The sequence below is a fragment of the Paenibacillus sp. FSL R5-0490 genome (assembly GCF_001956215.1).
Lineage (GTDB): Bacteria > Bacillota > Bacilli > Bacillales > Cytobacillaceae > Cytobacillus.
The window spans coordinates 44246-62713 of the sequence record NZ_MRTQ01000006.1; the positions used below are offsets into that span (position 1 = coordinate 44246).

General features: G+C 45.1%; 15 protein-coding genes. 2 read left to right on the top strand and 13 right to left on the bottom strand.

Annotated features, from left to right (window positions below; all coding sequences use genetic code 11):
• Positions 1-32: 32 nt before the first annotated feature.
• The 13 genes from prfB to BK139_RS06340 form a co-directional block, all read right to left on the bottom strand.
• Positions 33-1146 (bottom strand): peptide chain release factor 2 gene (gene prfB / locus BK139_RS06275; RefSeq protein WP_139325602.1). Its coding sequence is split into 2 segments (ribosomal slippage): positions 33-1073 and positions 1075-1146, totalling 1113 coding nucleotides; the frame shifts between segments, so codons are not numbered across the junction.
• A 128-nt stretch (positions 1147-1274) separates the two neighbouring features.
• Positions 1275-3788 carry a preprotein translocase subunit SecA gene (gene secA, locus BK139_RS06285; protein WP_076257501.1) on the bottom strand — a complete coding sequence of 838 codons (2514 nt, stop codon included), beginning with the start codon at positions 3786-3788 and terminating at the stop codon, positions 1275-1277.
• Between the two features lie 556 nt (positions 3789-4344).
• Entirely contained in the window at positions 4345-5394 is a 1050-nt protein-coding gene (locus BK139_RS06290) for a YecA family protein (RefSeq protein WP_076257502.1), read from the bottom strand.
• 21 nt (positions 5395-5415) lie between these two features.
• Positions 5416-5808: a UPF0158 family protein gene (locus BK139_RS06295; protein WP_076257503.1), complete on the bottom strand. Its 393-nt coding sequence runs from the start codon at positions 5806-5808 to the stop codon at positions 5416-5418.
• A gap of 95 nt (positions 5809-5903) precedes the next feature.
• Positions 5904-6170, bottom strand: a complete 267-nt coding sequence (locus BK139_RS06300) for a phage terminase large subunit family protein (protein ID WP_076257504.1) — start codon at positions 6168-6170, stop codon at positions 5904-5906.
• Positions 6171-6181: 11 nt separating this feature from the next.
• Positions 6182-7348 carry a HEAT repeat domain-containing protein gene (locus BK139_RS06305; protein ID WP_076257505.1) on the bottom strand — a complete coding sequence of 389 codons (1167 nt, stop codon included), beginning with the start codon at positions 7346-7348 and terminating at the stop codon, positions 6182-6184.
• A gap of 20 nt (positions 7349-7368) precedes the next feature.
• Positions 7369-9669, bottom strand: coding sequence for a TOTE conflict system archaeo-eukaryotic primase domain-containing protein (locus BK139_RS06310; protein WP_076257506.1), 2301 nt, complete (start codon positions 9667-9669; stop codon positions 7369-7371).
• Positions 9670-9835: 166 nt separating this feature from the next.
• Complete coding sequence (locus BK139_RS06315; protein WP_076257507.1) at positions 9836-10675, bottom strand: DUF1028 domain-containing protein; 840 nt, start codon at positions 10673-10675, stop codon at positions 9836-9838.
• Between the two features lie 13 nt (positions 10676-10688).
• Positions 10689-11219, bottom strand: coding sequence for a chromate transporter (locus tag BK139_RS06320; RefSeq protein ID WP_076257508.1), 531 nt, complete (start codon positions 11217-11219; stop codon positions 10689-10691).
• Positions 11216-11791, bottom strand: coding sequence for a chromate transporter (locus BK139_RS06325; protein ID WP_076257509.1), 576 nt, complete (start codon positions 11789-11791; stop codon positions 11216-11218). The genes BK139_RS06320 and BK139_RS06325 overlap by 4 nt, the downstream gene beginning before the upstream one ends.
• A gap of 183 nt (positions 11792-11974) precedes the next feature.
• On the bottom strand, positions 11975-13585 hold the full coding sequence (locus tag BK139_RS06330) for a gamma-glutamyltransferase family protein (protein ID WP_076257510.1): 1611 nt from the start codon (positions 13583-13585) through the stop codon (positions 11975-11977).
• Positions 13586-13740: 155 nt separating this feature from the next.
• A complete protein-coding gene (locus tag BK139_RS06335) occupies positions 13741-15294 on the bottom strand; it encodes a glutathione ABC transporter substrate-binding protein (protein WP_076257511.1) in 1554 nt (517 codons plus the stop codon).
• A gap of 16 nt (positions 15295-15310) precedes the next feature.
• The gene (locus tag BK139_RS06340; RefSeq protein ID WP_076257512.1) at positions 15311-16375 is read right to left on the bottom strand and encodes a M24 family metallopeptidase; all 1065 of its coding nucleotides are present in this window, start codon (positions 16373-16375) and stop codon (positions 15311-15313) included.
• 231 nt (positions 16376-16606) lie between these two features.
• Here BK139_RS06340 and nikC point away from each other — a divergent pair, with 231 nt between their 5' ends.
• Both nikC and nikB read left to right on the top strand, forming a co-directional pair.
• Positions 16607-17506, top strand: a complete 900-nt coding sequence (nikC, locus tag BK139_RS06345) for a nickel transporter permease (protein ID WP_083675303.1) — start codon at positions 16607-16609, stop codon at positions 17504-17506.
• 12 nt (positions 17507-17518) lie between these two features.
• A complete protein-coding gene (gene nikB / locus BK139_RS06350) occupies positions 17519-18439 on the top strand; it encodes a nickel ABC transporter permease (RefSeq protein ID WP_076257513.1) in 921 nt (306 codons plus the stop codon).
• Positions 18440-18468: the final 29 nt, after the last annotated feature.

Consider the following 18468-nt stretch of genomic DNA (forward strand, 5'->3'; position numbering starts at 1 on the left):
GCCGGTAGTATGCCAGCATAGGCTTTCTTGCATTAATCCTGTGGCAAAATCAATTTTGACCGCAAGTATGCGTTAATAAACATATCCAAATCTCCATCCATAACTCCCTGGACGTTTCCTACCTCCGTGTTGGTGCGGTGGTCTTTTACCATGGAATATGGGTGGAAAACATAGGAGCGGATCTGGCTTCCCCAGCCGATGTCTTTTTGTTCACCGCGGATTTCAGCCAATTCTGCTTCCTGCTCCTCGATTTTCTTTTGATAAAGCTTTGCTTGGAGCATCTTCATGGCACGTTCACGGTTTTTAATCTGGGAACGCTCTGTCTGGCAGGTTACCACGACATTTGTCGGCAAGTGGGTGATTCGGACAGCAGAATCAGTTGTGTTGATATGCTGACCGCCGGCGCCGCTTGCACGGTATGTGTCGATTTTGAGGTCTTCGGTACGGATATCAATTTCAATTTCATCATTGAATTCCGGCATCACTTCACAGGAAACGAATGAAGTATGGCGGCGTCCTGATGAATCAAATGGAGAAATCCTGACAAGGCGGTGCACCCCTTTTTCCGCCTTCAAGTAGCCATAAGCATTATGTCCCTTGATGCTTAGCGTAACACTCTTGATCCCCGCTTCATCTCCCGGAAGGTAATCCAGGGTTTCCACCTTGAAGCCTTTCTTCTCTGCCCAGCGTGTGTACATGCGAAGCAGCATGCTGCCCCAGTCCTGTGACTCGGTTCCGCCTGCACCTGGATGCAGTTCAAGAATGGCATTGTTTTTATCATATTCTTCGCTTAAAAGAAGCTGAAGCTCAAAATCGTTCAGGCGCTTTACCAGGTCCTTGAGCTCTTCCTCAAGATCGGCCTGCAATTCTGCGTCGCTCTCTTCTTTTACGAGCTCATAAGTTAATTCCAGATTCTCAAACACTTCGTATAAATCGTGGAATTCAACTACCTGGTCTTTCAGTGAGTTTGATTCGCTGATCACAATCTGTGCCGCCTGCTGATCATCCCAGAATCCAGGCTGCAGCATGACATCATCAAGCTCAGCGATGCGTGCCTCTTTGTTTTCTAAGTCAAAGAGACCCCCTAAAGTCCGCTAAAATCTTAGCTGTTTTTTCAAGTTCATTTCGAATATCTGCTAATTCCATTTTGGTCACCTCAAAAATTATTTTTACCTATTATAGCGTGATTATCTGTAAAAGCCTATATCAGCATATGCCTATACAAGCTTTTTCCAAAGAGAGAAGCCGGCAAAGCTGTTGCCGGCTCGGGTGTTTTATTTCTCTGCTCCACAGCAGTTTTTATATTTCTTGCCGCTTCCGCAGATGCATTGGTCATTCCGTCCAACATCCATCTGTTTGACGACAGGTTTCTTCTTAACCTTTTCGCCGTCTTCTTTCGGGTTGACAGCCTGGCCTTTGGCCACTTCCTGGCGCTCGAGGTTGTTGCGGATTTCAGCTTTCATAATGTACTTGGCTACATCTTCTTCGATGGAAGCAATCATGTTTTCAAACATCGCAAAGCCTTCACCCTGGTACTCGCGGAGCGGATCGGTCTGGCCATACGCACGCAGATGGATTCCCTGGCGAAGCTGATCCATTGCGTCGATGTGATCCATCCACTTGGAGTCAACGGCACGAAGCACGATAACTTTTTCAAATTCACGCATCTGCTCAGGGCTAAGCATTTCTTCTTTTTCATTATAGCGTTCTTTAACCTTGGCAAAAATAGTTTCGGCGATTTCCTCCGTATCCTTGCCGCGGATGTCATTTACAGTAAGGTCGCCTTCATTCAGAAGGTTTCCATTAACATAGTCAATGATACCCTGCAGGTTCCAGTTTTCCTCATCTTCATGTCCAGGTGCATAACCTTCCACATTGCGCTGGATGCTGGTCATGATCATTTTTTCAACGATCTCTCTCAAGTTCTCAGATTCCAGGACTTCGTTTCGCTGACCGTAAAGAATCTCACGCTGCTGACGAAGAACATCGTCGTAAGAAAGAAGCTGCTTACGGGCATCGAAGTTGTTGCCCTCAACGCGTTTTTGCGCAGATTCAACAGCTCTTGAAACCATTTTACTCTGGATTGGCTGAGTGTCATCCATTCCAAGGCGTTCCATCATCGATTTCATATTGTCAGAACCGAAACGGCGCATCAACTCATCTTCCATGGAAAGGTAGAATTGCGTGACACCAGGATCTCCCTGACGTCCGGAACGTCCGCGGAGCTGGTTATCAATACGTCTGCTTTCATGACGCTCTGTACCAATAACGCAAAGACCGCCAATTTCCTTTACACCTTCACCCAGCTTAATATCCGTACCGCGACCTGCCATGTTTGTGGCAATCGTTACAGCACCCTGCTTACCGGCATCCAGGATGATTTCCGCTTCACGGCCATGGTTCTTCGCATTTAGGACGTTATGCGGAACACCTTTTTTGCTCAGATATTTAGAGATGATTTCAGATGTTTCGATCGCCACTGTACCGACGAGTACAGGCTGTCCTTTTTTATGACGCTCGGCAATATCTTCTACGACAGCACGGAATTTTCCATCCATTGTGGCATAAATTAAATCTGCTCTGTCATCACGGGCGATCGGACGATTTGTCGGAATCACCACAACGTTCATATTGTAGATATTTCGGAATTCCTCTTCTTCCGTTTTCGCCGTACCAGTCATACCGGCGAGCTTTTCGTACATACGGAAATAGTTCTGGAATGTAATCGTTGCAAGGGTCATGCTTTCGTTCTGGATTTCAAGGCCTTCCTTCGCTTCGATAGCCTGGTGAAGCCCATCGCTGTATCGGCGGCCCTTCATCAGACGGCCTGTAAATTGGTCAACGATGACAATTTCATCGTCCTGAACAACATAATCGACATCCAGATGCATGCTGGAATGTGCCTTTAATGCCTGTGTAATATGGTGGTTAAGTGCGACATGCGAAATGTCGAAAAGGTTATCGATTCCAAAAGCCTTCTCTGCTTTCGTCATCCCTTCTTCAGTCAGCTGCACGCCTTTTGTTTTTTCATCATAGGTGAAGTCTTCATCTTTTTTCAGGCGGCTGACAAACGCATTGGCCTGAATATAAAGCTGTGTAGACTTTTGGGCTGAGCCGGAAATGATCAGCGGTGTACGCGCTTCGTCAATAAGGATGGAGTCAACCTCATCGATTACGGCATAGTGAAGAGGTCGCTGAACCTTCTGCTCTTTGTAAAGAACCATGTTATCGCGAAGGTAATCAAACCCAAGCTCATTGTTTGTGCTGTATGTGATATCAGCCGCATAGGCAGCCTGCTTTTCTTCTTTGGAAAGTCCGTTTAAGTTAAGGCCAACACTCAGGCCAAGGAATTCATAAAGCTGACCCATTTCAGTGGCATCACGGCTTGCAAGATATTCGTTGACTGTAACAACGTGCACGCCTTTGCCAGTTAAGGCATTAAGGTAAACCGGCATAGTTGCAGTCAGGGTTTTACCTTCACCCGTTTTCATCTCGGAAATGTTGCCGTCATGAAGGGAAATCCCCCCCATTAACTGAACCGGATACGGATATAAGCCAAGAACACGCTTTGCTCCTTCACGGACAACCGCAAAGGCTTCAGTCAGCAGATCATCAACGGTTTCGCCCTTTTGATAGCGGGCTTTGAATTCTTCCGTTTTCTCGCGCAGCTGCTCGTCCGATAATTTTTCCATATCAGATGCAAGGGCATCGATTTCCTCTGCCATTTTGGTGAGGCGTTTCAGTTCGCGTTTATTTTGATCAAACACTTTATTTAAAATCCCAAGCATTAAAAACGCTCCTTTATGTTTGATATGACAGCTCTTTATTCAGTGCTGGACATATCTGATTTCATAGTTAATATCATTGCACAGGTAGTAATAGATTCGCTGTTTCCCGGCTGAATCCTCCTATGAAAATTCACATTATTTCTTATTAATATTACCACTTTGAGAGGGGGGTGACAACTTATGCCGCATGCGGGGTAATTCGGGATTGTTAGTTTGATGATTGGGGTACTGGTTTTCGTTTGGGGGCTGGGTGGCTTATAAGCGGGGCTGAGTCCGGAGTTAGCTTGGGTTCTGACTCAGGATGGCTTTTTACCAGGGCTGTGTCCGAAGTTGGCTTGGGTTCTGACTCAGGAGCGCTGTTTTCCTCCGGCTGTGTCCGAAGTTGGGCTGGGTTCTGACTCAGGATGGCCTATTACCTCGGTTTGTGTCCGAAGTTGGACTAGGTTCTGACTCAGGATGACTTTTTCCAGGGTCTTGTGTCCGAAGCGTGACTCCGGTTAGATTCAGACTAACATTCCCGCAAAAATAAAAACAGAGAGCAGCGATGCTCTCCATTTTACGAATTCGACGATTCAATTAGTTCAATAATAGTTTTCTCGACTGCGTCGTAAATCTCGCCATAATAAGTGGAAACCCGGTTCGCATTGATGCCGTATAATTCTCCGAATTCTTTCTGAGTGAGATTTTCCTTTACAGGAGCAATTGTGCTTACAAGGTATCGGAGGCCGGCAACATAGTTATCAGGCTTTTTAACCTGTTTTCCGGTTTTCTCGATGTACTCCATCCAAAGTGAAAGTCCCATGCCGATCAGCCATGGTTCCTCACCGGCTTTTATCATATCGTCCCGGAACATGTCGGCAGCCTGCTCTGCACCCTTAGTAGGCCAGTCAAAATTGTCCATATTTGGGCCAGCTGATGATTTTGGCGTGTCATTCATAAGGTCAATGAGGAATTCAGCCATATATTCTTCAGAATTCTCATATCCGGATTCTTCGAAGGAGTATTGGATGTAATCTGCAAACTGTGCAGCATTATCTCCCGGCAGGTCAAATATAGCAGGAAATGCCACATACTCTTCTCCATAAGGAAGCAGCATGGCAAAGGCAAAGTTCCCCTCCTTAACGTCCATATCACCAAATAGGGAGACATTGTAAACCTTCCCGGTCAGACAATCCTCGATAACTGCTTTGTCTTCAGTCACTTCAATTAAGTTTCCAGCTGCAGCTTTGCTGTCCTCCCACGACTTCAGAATGCTTTTTAAGCGAGGGCGCGTGACGGCTGGCAGCTTAGAATGAATGAACTCATCCATTACGGACTCCACATCATCCAGCGTTCCAAAAAGAACGTACCAGAAAGAGTGGACAAATTCATAGAACTCTTTTTCCTGCGGTTCAATGTCTTCAAGTATATCCAGAAGGTCCTTGAAATCCTCTTTCATGTCATCCGCAAAGTGAGTAAGTGCAAACACCCTTGCTTCCTTTTGAAGCTCAAGAACTTCGTGATTCATTACATCCTTAATTGAAACGGCATCTCTGCTGCCGCAGCACTTTTTATATTTTTTTCCGCTCCCGCATGGGCACGGTTCGTTTCTGCTTACTTTTGACATTCTTTAAATCCTCTCAATCTCTTATAATGCTTTAAGCCACTTCTCTATTTCCCTTTTTGCATATGAGTGTTCAAATGCGTTCCATTCATCCCATAACTCTGTTTCATAAAGGGCATCTTTAAAGTGACTGAATGGCTTTTTATGACTCAAGGCCAGCCGGAAAACTTCAGCAGCCTTTTCACTATCAAGGCTTTCCGCAAATGATTCTCTCAATTTATAGGCTTCAAAGCTATCCATCTTAGGGACTGCTTTATATCTTTCATCACTTTCTTCGTCATCCCAGTCAATACCTGGCTCCCCTGTAATGGCAGGGTCTTCATCAAGCACTGCCTTTTTTTCAGCCAAGTCATAATAGAAAGCAAAAGAATGATCTCCTTCTAAATAAGCTTCAATCAGCTCTTCCACATCGTGCATTCTACCACGCTCCTTCTGGTTAATCCACTGTTAATCAACAGTTTGGACAATTTACCAGCAGATAAACTGCAAAGAACAAATAAATGCCTGAATGATCAGGCACCTGTCATCTTCTTATATTCTTCAGCTGTTCCAGGAAAAAAGACCTCATCTTCTCCGTCATCTATTAATCTATCGCATTTTGGACAGGAAATGAAGGTATCATCAGTATGAAAACCGGTATAGCCATGAGTCATTTCTTGTAAATCCCATATGGTTTCCCAATCCATTTCAAAGGTATGGCTGCAGTGTTTGCAGTGAAATTCACATGTTCCGAAGTCTTCTTTTTTCTTTTTATTCTTTTTTGGCTTTCTTTTCCCCAATTACCTCACCTCTAATTCAGACAGCATTTTTTAAATTTTTTTCCGCTTCCGCAAGGACAGGGATCATTTCGGCCAGCTTTTAGGTCTGGAGATTTATTGAGGGGAATAAGCCCAGCATCCATTCTTTCCTGAATAACCCGCTGCTTTTCAACCTCTTTTTTTAACCTTCTCTCCAGTTCATCGATCAGCGGATGATCAATTCCGTTTATTTTTACGTTTGCATAAAACGATTCCTTTAAATCAAGTATGCTGGAATCAAAGCCTTTTTTCAGCATACTTTCCACTAGCGGAATACCCTTTACAGAAAGCTGCTGGCATAATGCGTCGGCGATAACCGTTTTAATGTCGGTTCTATCAGTTTCATTAAAAAGCCTTAATAACGCCGCTTCTGCTTCAGAAGCTTTAATTTTAGCCAAAATATCAACGGCAAAAAAACAGGCATTTTCATGGAGCGCAGCCTCTTCCACTGCTTTAACAACAGCCGGTGTTCCAATTTTGATAAGTGCTTTAGCAGCCTCCTCAACGGCCACGTCCTCTTCTGTCTTTAAAATCATGATTAAATCGGGAACTAATGAATCTAAACGCAATTCACCCGCTAAAAATATCTTATAGATTCCATCATAAGGAATGAAAGAATGGTCCTGAATATAACTCCTCAGACTGTTTACTGTTTCTGCTTCGGAAATTTCATTACGAAGAAGAAGCTCCCTCAGCATTTGCTTTCCAAGCTTAAAAAGTGAATCATTAAAATAATTGCTTTCAAGCTGAACAATGACTGATTGCAGCTGATGATGCAATTCCGGGGTTTCAGACTGCTTGATTTCCCCAAGAACTTTATAATATTCCTGATTTGTATAAGGCATCTTTTCTTTATACTTCAATTGAAGTTCAACCGGTGCATTTGCAGCCAGCCGCAAAAAATAAATAAGATGTTCATGTTCTATATCCAATCTGCTCATAATCTCCTGCATGCCCTTTTCAGCAATTGGCATAAAATCGATATGAGGCAAAATGGAAGCCGGAAAAAGATCACTCTGTCCTTTATCGTAAGCATCCAAAGCAATTAAAAACGTATCCTCAGTTGCCAAAAAACTATCCTTCAATATCGTGACAGCATATTGCTGTACAAACGGATCTTCACTTAAAATTGCTGATTCAATTTTCTTCAGAAATTCCACTATAATGTTCAACCTTTCTATTAAAATAACTTCATCTGTTCTGGTCCCATTGCCGATTTTGTCACGTAGCCCATTGCAGCATATCCTTCCATTCGTTTTTCATACATGTTCTTCAGAATGGGGACTTGCCTGTCAATATAATCATACACCCTTACCTCTTGCTTGTCCGAATGTATTCTGTGCAATCTGCCGGCATACTGCTGAAGTGTTCCTTTCCAGGCAATGGGCATGGAAAGGAATAACGTATCCAGTCTTGGGTCATCAAACCCCTCACCAATAAACTTGCCAGTTGCAATCACTAACCGCTCTTCATGATCCGGAATGGCTGCCAGCCGCTCTAACTCCTGTTTTCTTGCCTTTTTCGGTATTTTTCCTGAAAGGACAATTATATTTCTGGCAAACCCTTTGAATTGCCTTTCCAAATTTTCAAGATGTTCGATCCGTTCGGTTAAGATAATGGGTGTACGTCCTTCTTCAAGTTCGTGGAGGACATCATTAAACAATTGCTGATTTCGTTCTGTGTCAGTTGATATTTTTCGATATAGTTCCTGCAAGTCAGATGAAGAGGATTTAAAACTTGTATATTTTGGGATGAGCAGATGCTTGAATGGCCTGATTTTCGCCTGTCTTTTCCCATCGACTCTATAGCGGACAGGTCCGCATTGCATAAAAATAATAGGATGAAGACCGTCCTTACGGATGGGTGTCGCCGTTAATCCATAAACATATTTCGCCCGGATGGCTTTTAATACCTTTTCAAAACTATATGCTGAGATATGATGGCACTCATCCACAATAATTTGGCCATATTGGGTAATAAATGATTTCAATTCCCCTTTTGATTTAATGCTCTGAATGGTGGCGATATCTATTTTTCCTGTTAATTTCTTCTTCCCGCCACAGTATTGTCCAATCTCCTTAGGATCCAGTCCGAGAAAGGTGGATAGCTTTTCAATCCACTGGTCCAGGAGCTGAGTTCGATCAACAATAATCAAGGTATTTGTCTGCCTTTTTGCTATCAGAGCTGCTGCTGCAACAGTCTTGCCAAATCCGGTTGTTGCCGAAAGAACACCATTTGCATGATTGAACAGTTGTGCAACAGCTTCTTCCTGCTGGGCAGTGAGGTTTCCGTTAAAAACTGCATCTACTTTTTCGCCTTCATAATGTTCAAAAATGACGTTACCTTTTATTGAGTGCTCTTTAAAAAGCTTCTTCAAATCATCCATACATCCCCGCGGTAAAATAACATGCTCAGCATCCTCATGACAGCAGCTGATTATTCTTTGCAGCCCATATGTGGACATTCTTTTAGCCTGCGCTTTGTGAAACTCAGGGTTATTAAAGGAAGCAAGTGAAATGATTTTGGAAAATAGAGCCGAAGGAAGATTCTCTTTTTTTATATAAAGGCCATTTTTCACCAAGATATCGATTTGTTCTGGTAAAGGCACCTGAATTGCAGGCAACGATGATATAAGCTTATTCAAAACAGAGAGAATACTGCTTTTCGAAAACTTTTCAACAGAAGATAAGTACATCCACTGATCCTTAAAAGGGGTAAAGGTTTCGTCCACAAAGACACTGTTTCCTGCTCTCTTCGATTGGAGCTGGAGCGGCAGGGCAATTAAGTTCCCAAAGCCGCCCTTTGTCAGGGTGTCCTGATTGGGAAACATCCTGTCAAAGGATTCAATTCCCAGTCCATGCCTTCTTTCCATTGTTCTTTCCAATAAAGCTGACCCCAGTCTTCTGGCTAAGGAAGCACCAACATCTTCCGAGAAAAACAGCCAGCAATGCGCCCCATTTCCCGATCTGGATCTTTCAACATTTATTGGAACACCTAATTCTTTGCTGACTTTCACAAAAGCCGCAACATCTTCTTTCCAACTTTGCTTATCAAAATCGAAAGCTAAGAAAGTGCAGGTTTCATCTTGCTGCATCGGATAAATTCCGATCGTTTTCTTTCCGCTCAAATGATCAAAAATAACTTGATCTGTTAAAGGAAGAAGCTTTCTGTTGCTGCAGGCGCTGCATTTTATATTTGGTTTATCACACAGAGGTTTCTGCCACTCCAATGCACAGGCTGGGATATAGCCGGATTTTCCATTTTTTGATTCCCAGCGTACTGCATAGACATCTGTTCGCCCTTTAAAAAACGACCTGAACAATCTTATTTTTTCCTGCGGATTGGAACGGTTTGTCAGTATATTTTCTTCTGTGTCTTCTTTTGCTTCGCGATGATGCATCATATTTGAGAGCAATTTTTTCAAATAAGCATTTTCTTTCCTCAGCCGGTCCAATTCATCTAAGTGAAAGTTATTTTTCATCCCAATCCCTCAATTTGGTAGAATATTTACTATACATTCTATCGAAATGATAAGAATTTAAACAAATTTAGTAGTTTCTCTTCTAAAAGTACACATGTTCGACTGCAAGAATTTTCTAACAGCTAATCTGAACCCAAAGAAAAAACGAAGAGCTCCCTCTCCGTTTTCACAGCTTTTTCATATAAGCTAAAACATCCAAATCAATCTTCCCCGCTTCCTGCTCACGGGCTTCGAAGTTTTCGGTATGAATAAAGGCAGTTAATGCTTTCAATAGCTGTTCATCATCCTGACCAGCCTTTAAATACTCGAGCCGGGTTAATTCCAGTACAAGCTCCTCTTTTACCTCACCTTCAATAGCCGCAACCCGTTCAGCCTTTGACGGTGCAAAGTACAGCTGCTGCAGATGATAAATCCGAATCAGCTCGGTAATCGGCTCCGGATGGTCATCAACCCGCAAGTCGATGTAGCAGTCGTTAAATCCTCCGTATCCCCCTGCTTCTTTCACTACAAGAAGGGCTGCGGATTGCTGGCCCCGGCTGTCACCGCCGGCTGCCTGACCAGCATTTAAGGCAGCGAGCAGGCGCTCAGCCAAAGTGCCGTCAGTACTGATAAACGTCTGGCCCATTGCCTCAACCGTTTTTTCATCCACCAGGATATTGCCCTGCGCGGCAAAGTGATGTCCGGTCATGCCTCCAGCCCACTCATAGCAGCCTTCCCCTGTGAACGTCGCCGGGTTTCCCATGCTATCCAGCAGTCCGACCTGGCGGAGCTCTTTTTCGGGATCATCTTTAGTAATGATTTCAAGGGCCTCCTCGGCCGTTTTCCCTTCTTCCATCAATTGCAATGCACGCGGTCCATAGGAAGTATTGGCGTATGACTGAGTCGCAACGGCTCCAATACCTGCTTTTGCAAAGGGCACTACTGCACCAACCCCGAGAAATTTCGATTGAACCGCAATTCCCCATTCTTTTTCCTTCGGATCGTATCCCACGATGGAAAATGTCATAAAAACCTTCCCCCTATCCTAAAATAAGTCCTCCGTATACGAGCGCTCCGGCGATCACATAAGCCGGATGAACCTTAAGCCTTTCCATGAGGAAGAAGCTAACCAGTCCGATAAATAGTGTCTGCCAGATGCCGGCACCTTCGTATGCAGAGAAAAAGAAATCATACGCCATGACGCCAAGGAGTACCGCTATCACCGGCCGGATATAAGTAGTCATGCGCTTCACACGCGGCGATTCCTTATATTTCATAAGAAGTCCGAGCAAGGTAATCATCAGAATCAGCGATGGAGCTACAGTGGCGAATACGCCCACGATGGCTCCGAGGATTCCCCCCTGTTCATATCCGATATAACCGGCCATTTTTGTGGCAATCGGACCGGGCAGTGCATTGCCCATTGCCAGCATTTCACTGAATTCATTTGTTGAGAGCCAGCCATAATGGTCGACCACTTCATTCTCAACCAGCGGAATGGATGCCGGTCCCCCGCCGTATCCAAGAATCCCCGGAATGAAGAATGCCAAGAAGATCTGAACGTAAATCATGCGAGATTCCTCTCCTTTTTTGCTTCATTTTTATCAGCTTTATCTTTTTTCAGGAGAGCCGCAGTCAGCAAAACAAAAATGATAATCGCAGGATGAATGTTAACGAACTCAAGAAGAGCTAAGCTCACCGCTGTAAAAAGCAATGTCCAGCCCCAGCCCAGAGATGATTTCGATGACTTTTTAACAAAGTCCCAAGTGAGTGTTGCCAGCATCACGGCCACAACTGGAACGACTGCCTTTGTCATGCCTGCTACCCATGGCTGGTCTTTGAATGTATTTAATGCGGTAAGAAGAATAATCATAAGGACAATTGTTGGTACCATTGTTGCTGCAAGTGCAGTGACCATTCCCAGAATGCCGCCAACACGATAGCCGATATAGCCGGCCATTTTTGTGGCAATCGGGCCTGGGAGTGCGTTCCCGAGCGCCAGCACATCGCCGAATTCATCCGTATCCATCCATTTATATTTATCAACAACTTCTTTATGAACGAGCGGAATCGACGACGGGCCGCCGCCATAGCCGAGGATGCCTACTCTGAAAAAAGCCATAAAGATGTCAAGCTGCTTCATGATGCCTCCACCTCTTTTCGTTGTTTTCGGTACCAGGTACCTATACCACCACTAGACCAGTTGGGTAACACTGCCTCCGTGTCCGGAAAAAGCAGGTGGAGGAGCGGCTTTTTATGGTCCGCTCCCCTTTACCTTTTATATGGTTATTTTACTCTTATATGCGTGCTGCTTCCTCACTTTTTATTACCAGGCGGCAATCGATCCGTCTGTTCGCGGTTCTGTTCCGCCCATAAGGACGCCTGTTTTCGGGTCACGCCAGATAATCTGGCCGCGGCCGAATCCGCCGGTATCAACGGTTACCTCGATTTGATGTCCTTTGCGCACCAAAGCCTGCGCAATGTGATTAGGGAAATGAGGCTCCACCTGAACCTTTTTCCCTTCAATCCACTGCCATCTTGGCGCATCAAGCGCTGCTTGCGGATTCAAGTGGAAATCCACTGTATTCATAACCACCTGCATATGCCCCTGCGGCTGCATATAGCCGCCCATTACACCGAAAGGTCCAACGGCTTCTCCGTCTTTTGTCAGGAATCCGGGAATAATCGTATGATATGTTTTCTTGCCCGGCTTCAGTGCATTATGGTGCTCCGGGTCAAGAGAGAAGTCATGTCCGCGATTCTGAAGGGCAATTCCCGTTCCAGGAACCACAAGCCCTGAGCCAAAGCCCATATAGTTGCTTTGGATGAAGGAAACCATATTGCCTTCGCTGTCTGCAGTCGCCAGATACACAGTACCTCCGCGCGGCGGCTGATATGGCTCAGGTGTTACTGCTTCCTCGCCAATCTCACTTCGGCGGGATTCACCGTACTCCTCTGAAAGCAATTCTTCAACTGTCACTTTCATTTCTGCCGGATCTGTAATAAATGCCTTGCCGTCTGTGAAAGCTAACTTCATCGCTTCGATTTGTTTGTGATAGGTATCCGCTGTTTCTTTATCACCGAATTCAAAGCCTTTAGCAATGTTTAATCCAAGAAGAGCCACAAGACCCTGGCCATTCGGCGGGATTTCCCAAACATCATAGCCGCGGTAGTTTACTGTGATGGGATCTACCCATTCCGCCTTGTAATCTGCAAGGTCTTCTTTTGATAAGAAGGCATTGTATTTTTTTGAAAAAGCATCAATTTTTTCGGCGATCTCCCCGCGGTAAAAGCTTTCGCCGTCTGTTTCGCCAATGGCTTTCAAAGTGGAAGCATGTCCTTCAGAACGCCAGACCTCGCCAACCTCAGGGGCTTTGCCTTCCGGAGCAAAGGTTTCAAACCAATGCTGGAATTCATCGTCCGTTAGAATCTGTTTGAACTTTTTATACGCATACTGCCAGTACTTGCCGAGAATCGGTGTTAATGGATAGCCTTTTTCCGCATAATCAATGGCAGGCTGAAGGACTTCTTTTAACGGAAGCCTGCCGAATCGCTTGGAAAGCTCAGCCCACGCGGATGGAGCACCAGGCACCGTAACCGGCATCCAGCCATGCGTCGGCATCTTTTCAAAGCCTCTTTCCTTTAGAGCTTCTATGCTAATGGACTTTGGTGCAGGGCCGCTTGCATTCAAACCATGCAGTTCCCCTTTCGTCCAGACGAGGGCAAATGCGTCGCCGCCGATTCCGTTGGATGTCGGTTCAACCACAGTTAGAGCTGCTGCTGTGGCGATTGCTGCATCTATGGCATTTCCGCCTTTTTTCATGATATCTAATCCAGCCTGTGCCGCCAGCGGCTGGGAAGTTGCGACCATGCCGTTGTTTGCCATGACGGTCGTTCGCTGGGATGGGTAAGGGTGGTTGTGGAAATCGAAATTCATGGAGTTCACCTCTGTGTTAAAATGGTTAATTCTGATTATAACAAATTATTAATCTATTAACGTTTTAATTTGATAAAAAATTTCGGATTTAGAAATACCTGCGATGAAAGGAGCCGTACCCTGAGGGCTACAGCTCCTATTTTGTGATTAAAGCCTTATTCAACCGTAACCTTTTCAAGCATGTACAATCCTGATGGATGCATCCAGAAGCCTTTGACATTGCTGCCGATAACGGCAAGGTCTTCATCATTGCGAAGGAAGACCATTGGCGCTTCTTCCATCTCAATTTTTTGAGCTTCCGCATAAATTTCAAGACGTTTCTTCTCATCTGTTTCCTGACGTCCCTGATCGATCAGCTCATCCACTTTCGGATTGCTGTAGAAAGAACGGTTACCAGGGTTTCCTCGTGCATCACTATGGAATAGGAAGTACTGGTTATAATCCGCATCCCCGGTCATGTTAGACCATCCAAGGATAAACATATCGTGGTCGCCTTTTGCTGTACCTTCAAGGTAAGCGCCCCACTCCACTACTTTTGTTTCCACTTCAATGCCAATACCTTTTAATTGAGATTGAACAACTTCTGCCACATCCATACGGGCTTTATTGTCATTTGTCCAGATGGTTGTTTTGAAGCCGTCCGGGTAACCGGCTTCGGCTAAAAGCTGCTTCGCTTTTTCAAGGTCATATTTGTAGCCTTCAAGATCCGGATTATGACCCCAGATGGCAGGTCCCATCGGAGCTGTTGCCACTGTACCCACATTGTTATAAACACCTTTTACAATCGCTTCAGTATCAATCGCATAGCTGATAGCCTGACGCACTTTTACATTATTGAATGGTTCTTTTTCTACGTTAAAGCCGATGTAGTCAACACCTAGCGCGTCACTGCGCACAAGCTCCATGCTATTGCTGTTTTCAATGCGTTCTACTTCTGTTACTGGCACAGGTTCTGCAATATGCGCTTCCCCTGTTTCAACCATGGCAATACGGGTAGAATCTTCCGGAACTACCTTATATGTGACAGTTTCCATCGAAGGCTTATCACCCCAGTAATCTTCAAATGCAGTCAATTTAATTTCCTGTCCAGGCTTCCACTCACCAAGCTTATATGGGCCGGTGCCAACCGGATTTTGACCAAGGTTTTCTCCTGACTCAATGGCAGCCGGGCTTAGAATGCCTGCTGCATAGTGCGCAAGATTAGCCAGAAGTGGAGCATATGGATATTCTGTAATCAATTGAACAGTGTGATCATCAACTGCTTTAACCTCTTTAATCATTTCAAATAGGTTTGAACGCGGTGAAGCTGTTTCTTCAGAAAGAACACGTTCGATTGTTTTCTGAACAGCTTCTGCCGTAAAATCAGTTCCATCATGGAATTTCACGCCTTCGCGAAGCTTGAATTCCCATGTAAGATCATCAATCTGCTTCCATTCTGTAGCAAGAGCAGGCTGGATTTCCATATTCTCATCCTGCTGCACAAGGCCTTCGTAAATTTTCCCGTGATACACATTTGCAGACGGAATATCTGTGCCAAGATGCGGATCCAATTTGGTCGCATCTGACAGGACAGCAATCACCAGGTCTTTATTTGAAGCATTAGAATCACTGCTGGAAGCTTCCAGGCTCCCAGGGTCGCTGCCGCCTGAGCAGCCGGCTAATAATAAAATCAAGGCTGCTAAACCCAGCCAAAAACTTCTCATTTTCATCTTCCTTACCCCCTGTTTAATATGATATCACTTGCAGGTCCTTCGTTGATTTGGTGAAGTTCACATGGCCATCTTTCGTAATCACAACCAAATCTTCTATTCTAACTCCGCCAAACCCCGGAATATAAATCCCCGGTTCAACAGTGATGACCATCCCTTCTTGAAGAACGGTCTCATCTGTCGATCTCATCGCAGGCTGTTCATGGATGGCCAGACCCAAGGAATGCCCCAGACTATGCCCAAAGTTATCGCCATAACCGGCATCACGGATAATGCCGCGGCCGACTTCATCAAGCTCTCTGCACGTTTTTCCGGGACCGATTGCCTTCAAGGATTCCTCCTGCGCGCGGCGGACGATATTATAAATCTCCACCTGCTTTTCAGACGGCTCTCCCACAACAACAGTTCTTGTAAAATCGGAGAAATAGCCATTTACAATGGCGCCGTAATCCATTTTGACAAAATCCCCGACCTCAACCACCCGGTCAGTAGCCTGTCCATGGGGAAGACAGGAACGCGGACCTGATGCAATCACATGATTGGGCTTAATGCGTTCAGCCCCCTGCCTTTTCATGAAAATCTCAAGTTCCAGCCCGATATCCTTTTCGGTTATGCCGGGACGGATGAAATCCAAAATGTGTGTGAAAGCCTGATCGCATATCTCAATCCCTTGCCGCATGTTTTCGATTTCTGCTTCATCTTTAATCATCCGGATTTCGTTTGTTGCAGATGTAACATCAACAAGCTCAGTTTCCGGCAGCCTTGTTTGGATTTCCAGATAAACCGATGCCGGGACATCTCCAATTTCAAGGGCCAGTGTTCCTTTTGAAAACGAATCACAGACCATTTCGATCAGGTTTTGCTGATGCTGGACCACTTCGAAATCGGGTGCCTGATCCTTCGCCTGGTCCACATATCGGAAATCTGTAAACAGCTTCTGTGAGTCCTCTTCTATTAAAAGAACTCCCGCTGATCCTTTGTATCCGGAAAAATAGTATCTGTTTTCAGGTGAGTATATAAAAGCACCCTTCCAGCCATTTTCCGACATTTTCCTTCTGAGCTTTTCAATTCTTTGTTTCATCCCTTCACCCCCTAGTTTGTTTGGAATATGTAGTTCTATGATGCAATGAAGCTGGCTTAATCAGCTCATTTGTTAAGGTTGTGTCCATTATAGGAAAAAAAATTAGCCAATGTTTTCGTTATTTTGTCATGTTTTTGCGAATTTTTTACTTTATCATAAAATTCAGACAAAACAGTCAATATTTTTGATAAATTAGTTCTCAACCAATAAGACACATGGGGGGACTAAATCATGAGCACAATTGCAAATCCTCAGGAATCTGCGAAAGCTCCAGTGCCTGTATCTAAAAGGAAGGCCAAGGGAGCCGACCTGGCAAAAGCTCTTATCAAAAATAAAATGTCGCTGGTGGGCGGCAGCATTGTTCTTATTTACATTATTCTCGCTGTCCTTGCACCGCTTATTTCGCCTTATGATCCATACGAAATTGACCTTGTGAATAAACTGCAGCCTCCATCAGCTGACCATATTATGGGAACTGATGACAAAGGGCGGGATATTTTCAGCCGTATCTTGTACGGTTCACAGCTTTCCCTTGCGGTTGGCTTTGTTTCCGTCTTCATCGGAGCATTATTTGGAATTGTTTTAGGAATTATTTCCGGCTACTACGGAGGCTGGGTGGATACGATTATCATGCGTTTCATTGACGTCCTGCTTGCATTCCCCGGGCTGCTGCTTGCATTAGCCATTGTCAGTGCACTGGGACCAAGCCTCATTAACGTCATGATCGCTGTCGGTGTTTTTTCAATCCCTACTTTTGCCCGTATTGTCCGCGGTTCAACGTTAAGTGTTAAGAAAATGGAATACATTGATGCCATAAGGGTTTTAGGGGCAAGCGATCCGAAAATTATTTTTGTTCATATCCTGCCTAATATCATGAGCCCGATTATTGTACAGGGGACATTGCGTCTGGCTACATCGATTTTATCAGTTGCCGGTCTTTCCTTCCTTGGAATGGGAGCACAGCCGCCAACTCCTGAATGGGGAGCCATGCTGAGCGATGGCCGCGACTTCCTGTTCACAGCACCGCATATCGCACTATTTCCGGGTATTGCCATTGCCCTGATCGTTCTGGGCTTTAACCTATTTGGAGACGGACTCCGTGATGCCCTGGATCCGCGAATGAAAAACTAAGGAGGTTCTAATATGTTTATTTTTCTATTGCGCAGGCTTGTTCAAATCGTCCCGGTTCTGCTGGGCGTTACTCTTATGGTTTTTCTCATCATGCAAATGGTTCCCGGAGATCCTGCCGTTCTGGTGGCAGGGGAAGGAGCAACAGATGAGCAGGTGGATGCAATCCGGCATGACCTCGGGCTTGATCAGCCTCTCGCCCTGCAATACTTGAGTTATGTTGGAGATGTTGTAAAAGGGGATTTTGGCGAATCCATCCGGACAAGCCGCCCTGTTCTGGATGAAATCCTCGTCCGTTTGCCGATCACACTTGAATTGGCCTTCTGGAGTATTGTGATTACGGTTGTTCTAGGTGTTCTAATCGGAATTATTGCCGCAACGAAGCAAAACAGTTTTACAGATGTTGGATTAATGATGGTAGCCCTTCTTGGTGTATCCCTGCCGAACTTCTGGCTCGGGCTGATGCTGATCATTTATTTTTCAGTCGGACTTCAGTGGTTTCCGGTTGCCGGCTGGGGGACCTTCAGCCATATCATCCTTCCGGCCATTACACTCGGGACAGGCGGTGCAGCCATTGTTGCCAGGATGACTCGGGCAAGCATGCTCGAGGTTATCCGCCAGGATTATATCCGCACGGCCAAAGCAAAGGGTGTGCGCCAGCGTCTGATCATTTATAAGCACGCTTTAAAAAATGCGCTGATTCCGGTTATTACAGTAGTCGGACTGCAGTTTGGAGCCCTTCTCGGCGGAACGGTTTTAACAGAATCCGTCTTTGCCATCAATGGAGTCGGACGATTGATTATTGATGCCATCCGGATGCGTGATCTGCCGCTTGTGCAGGGATCGATTTTATTCGTATCGGTGCTGTTTGTCATCGTTAACCTGCTTGTTGACCTGTCCTACCGATTCCTGAATAAACGTGTTGAACTGAACTAAAACCATTCCCGATTGAGAGGAGCAAGAAA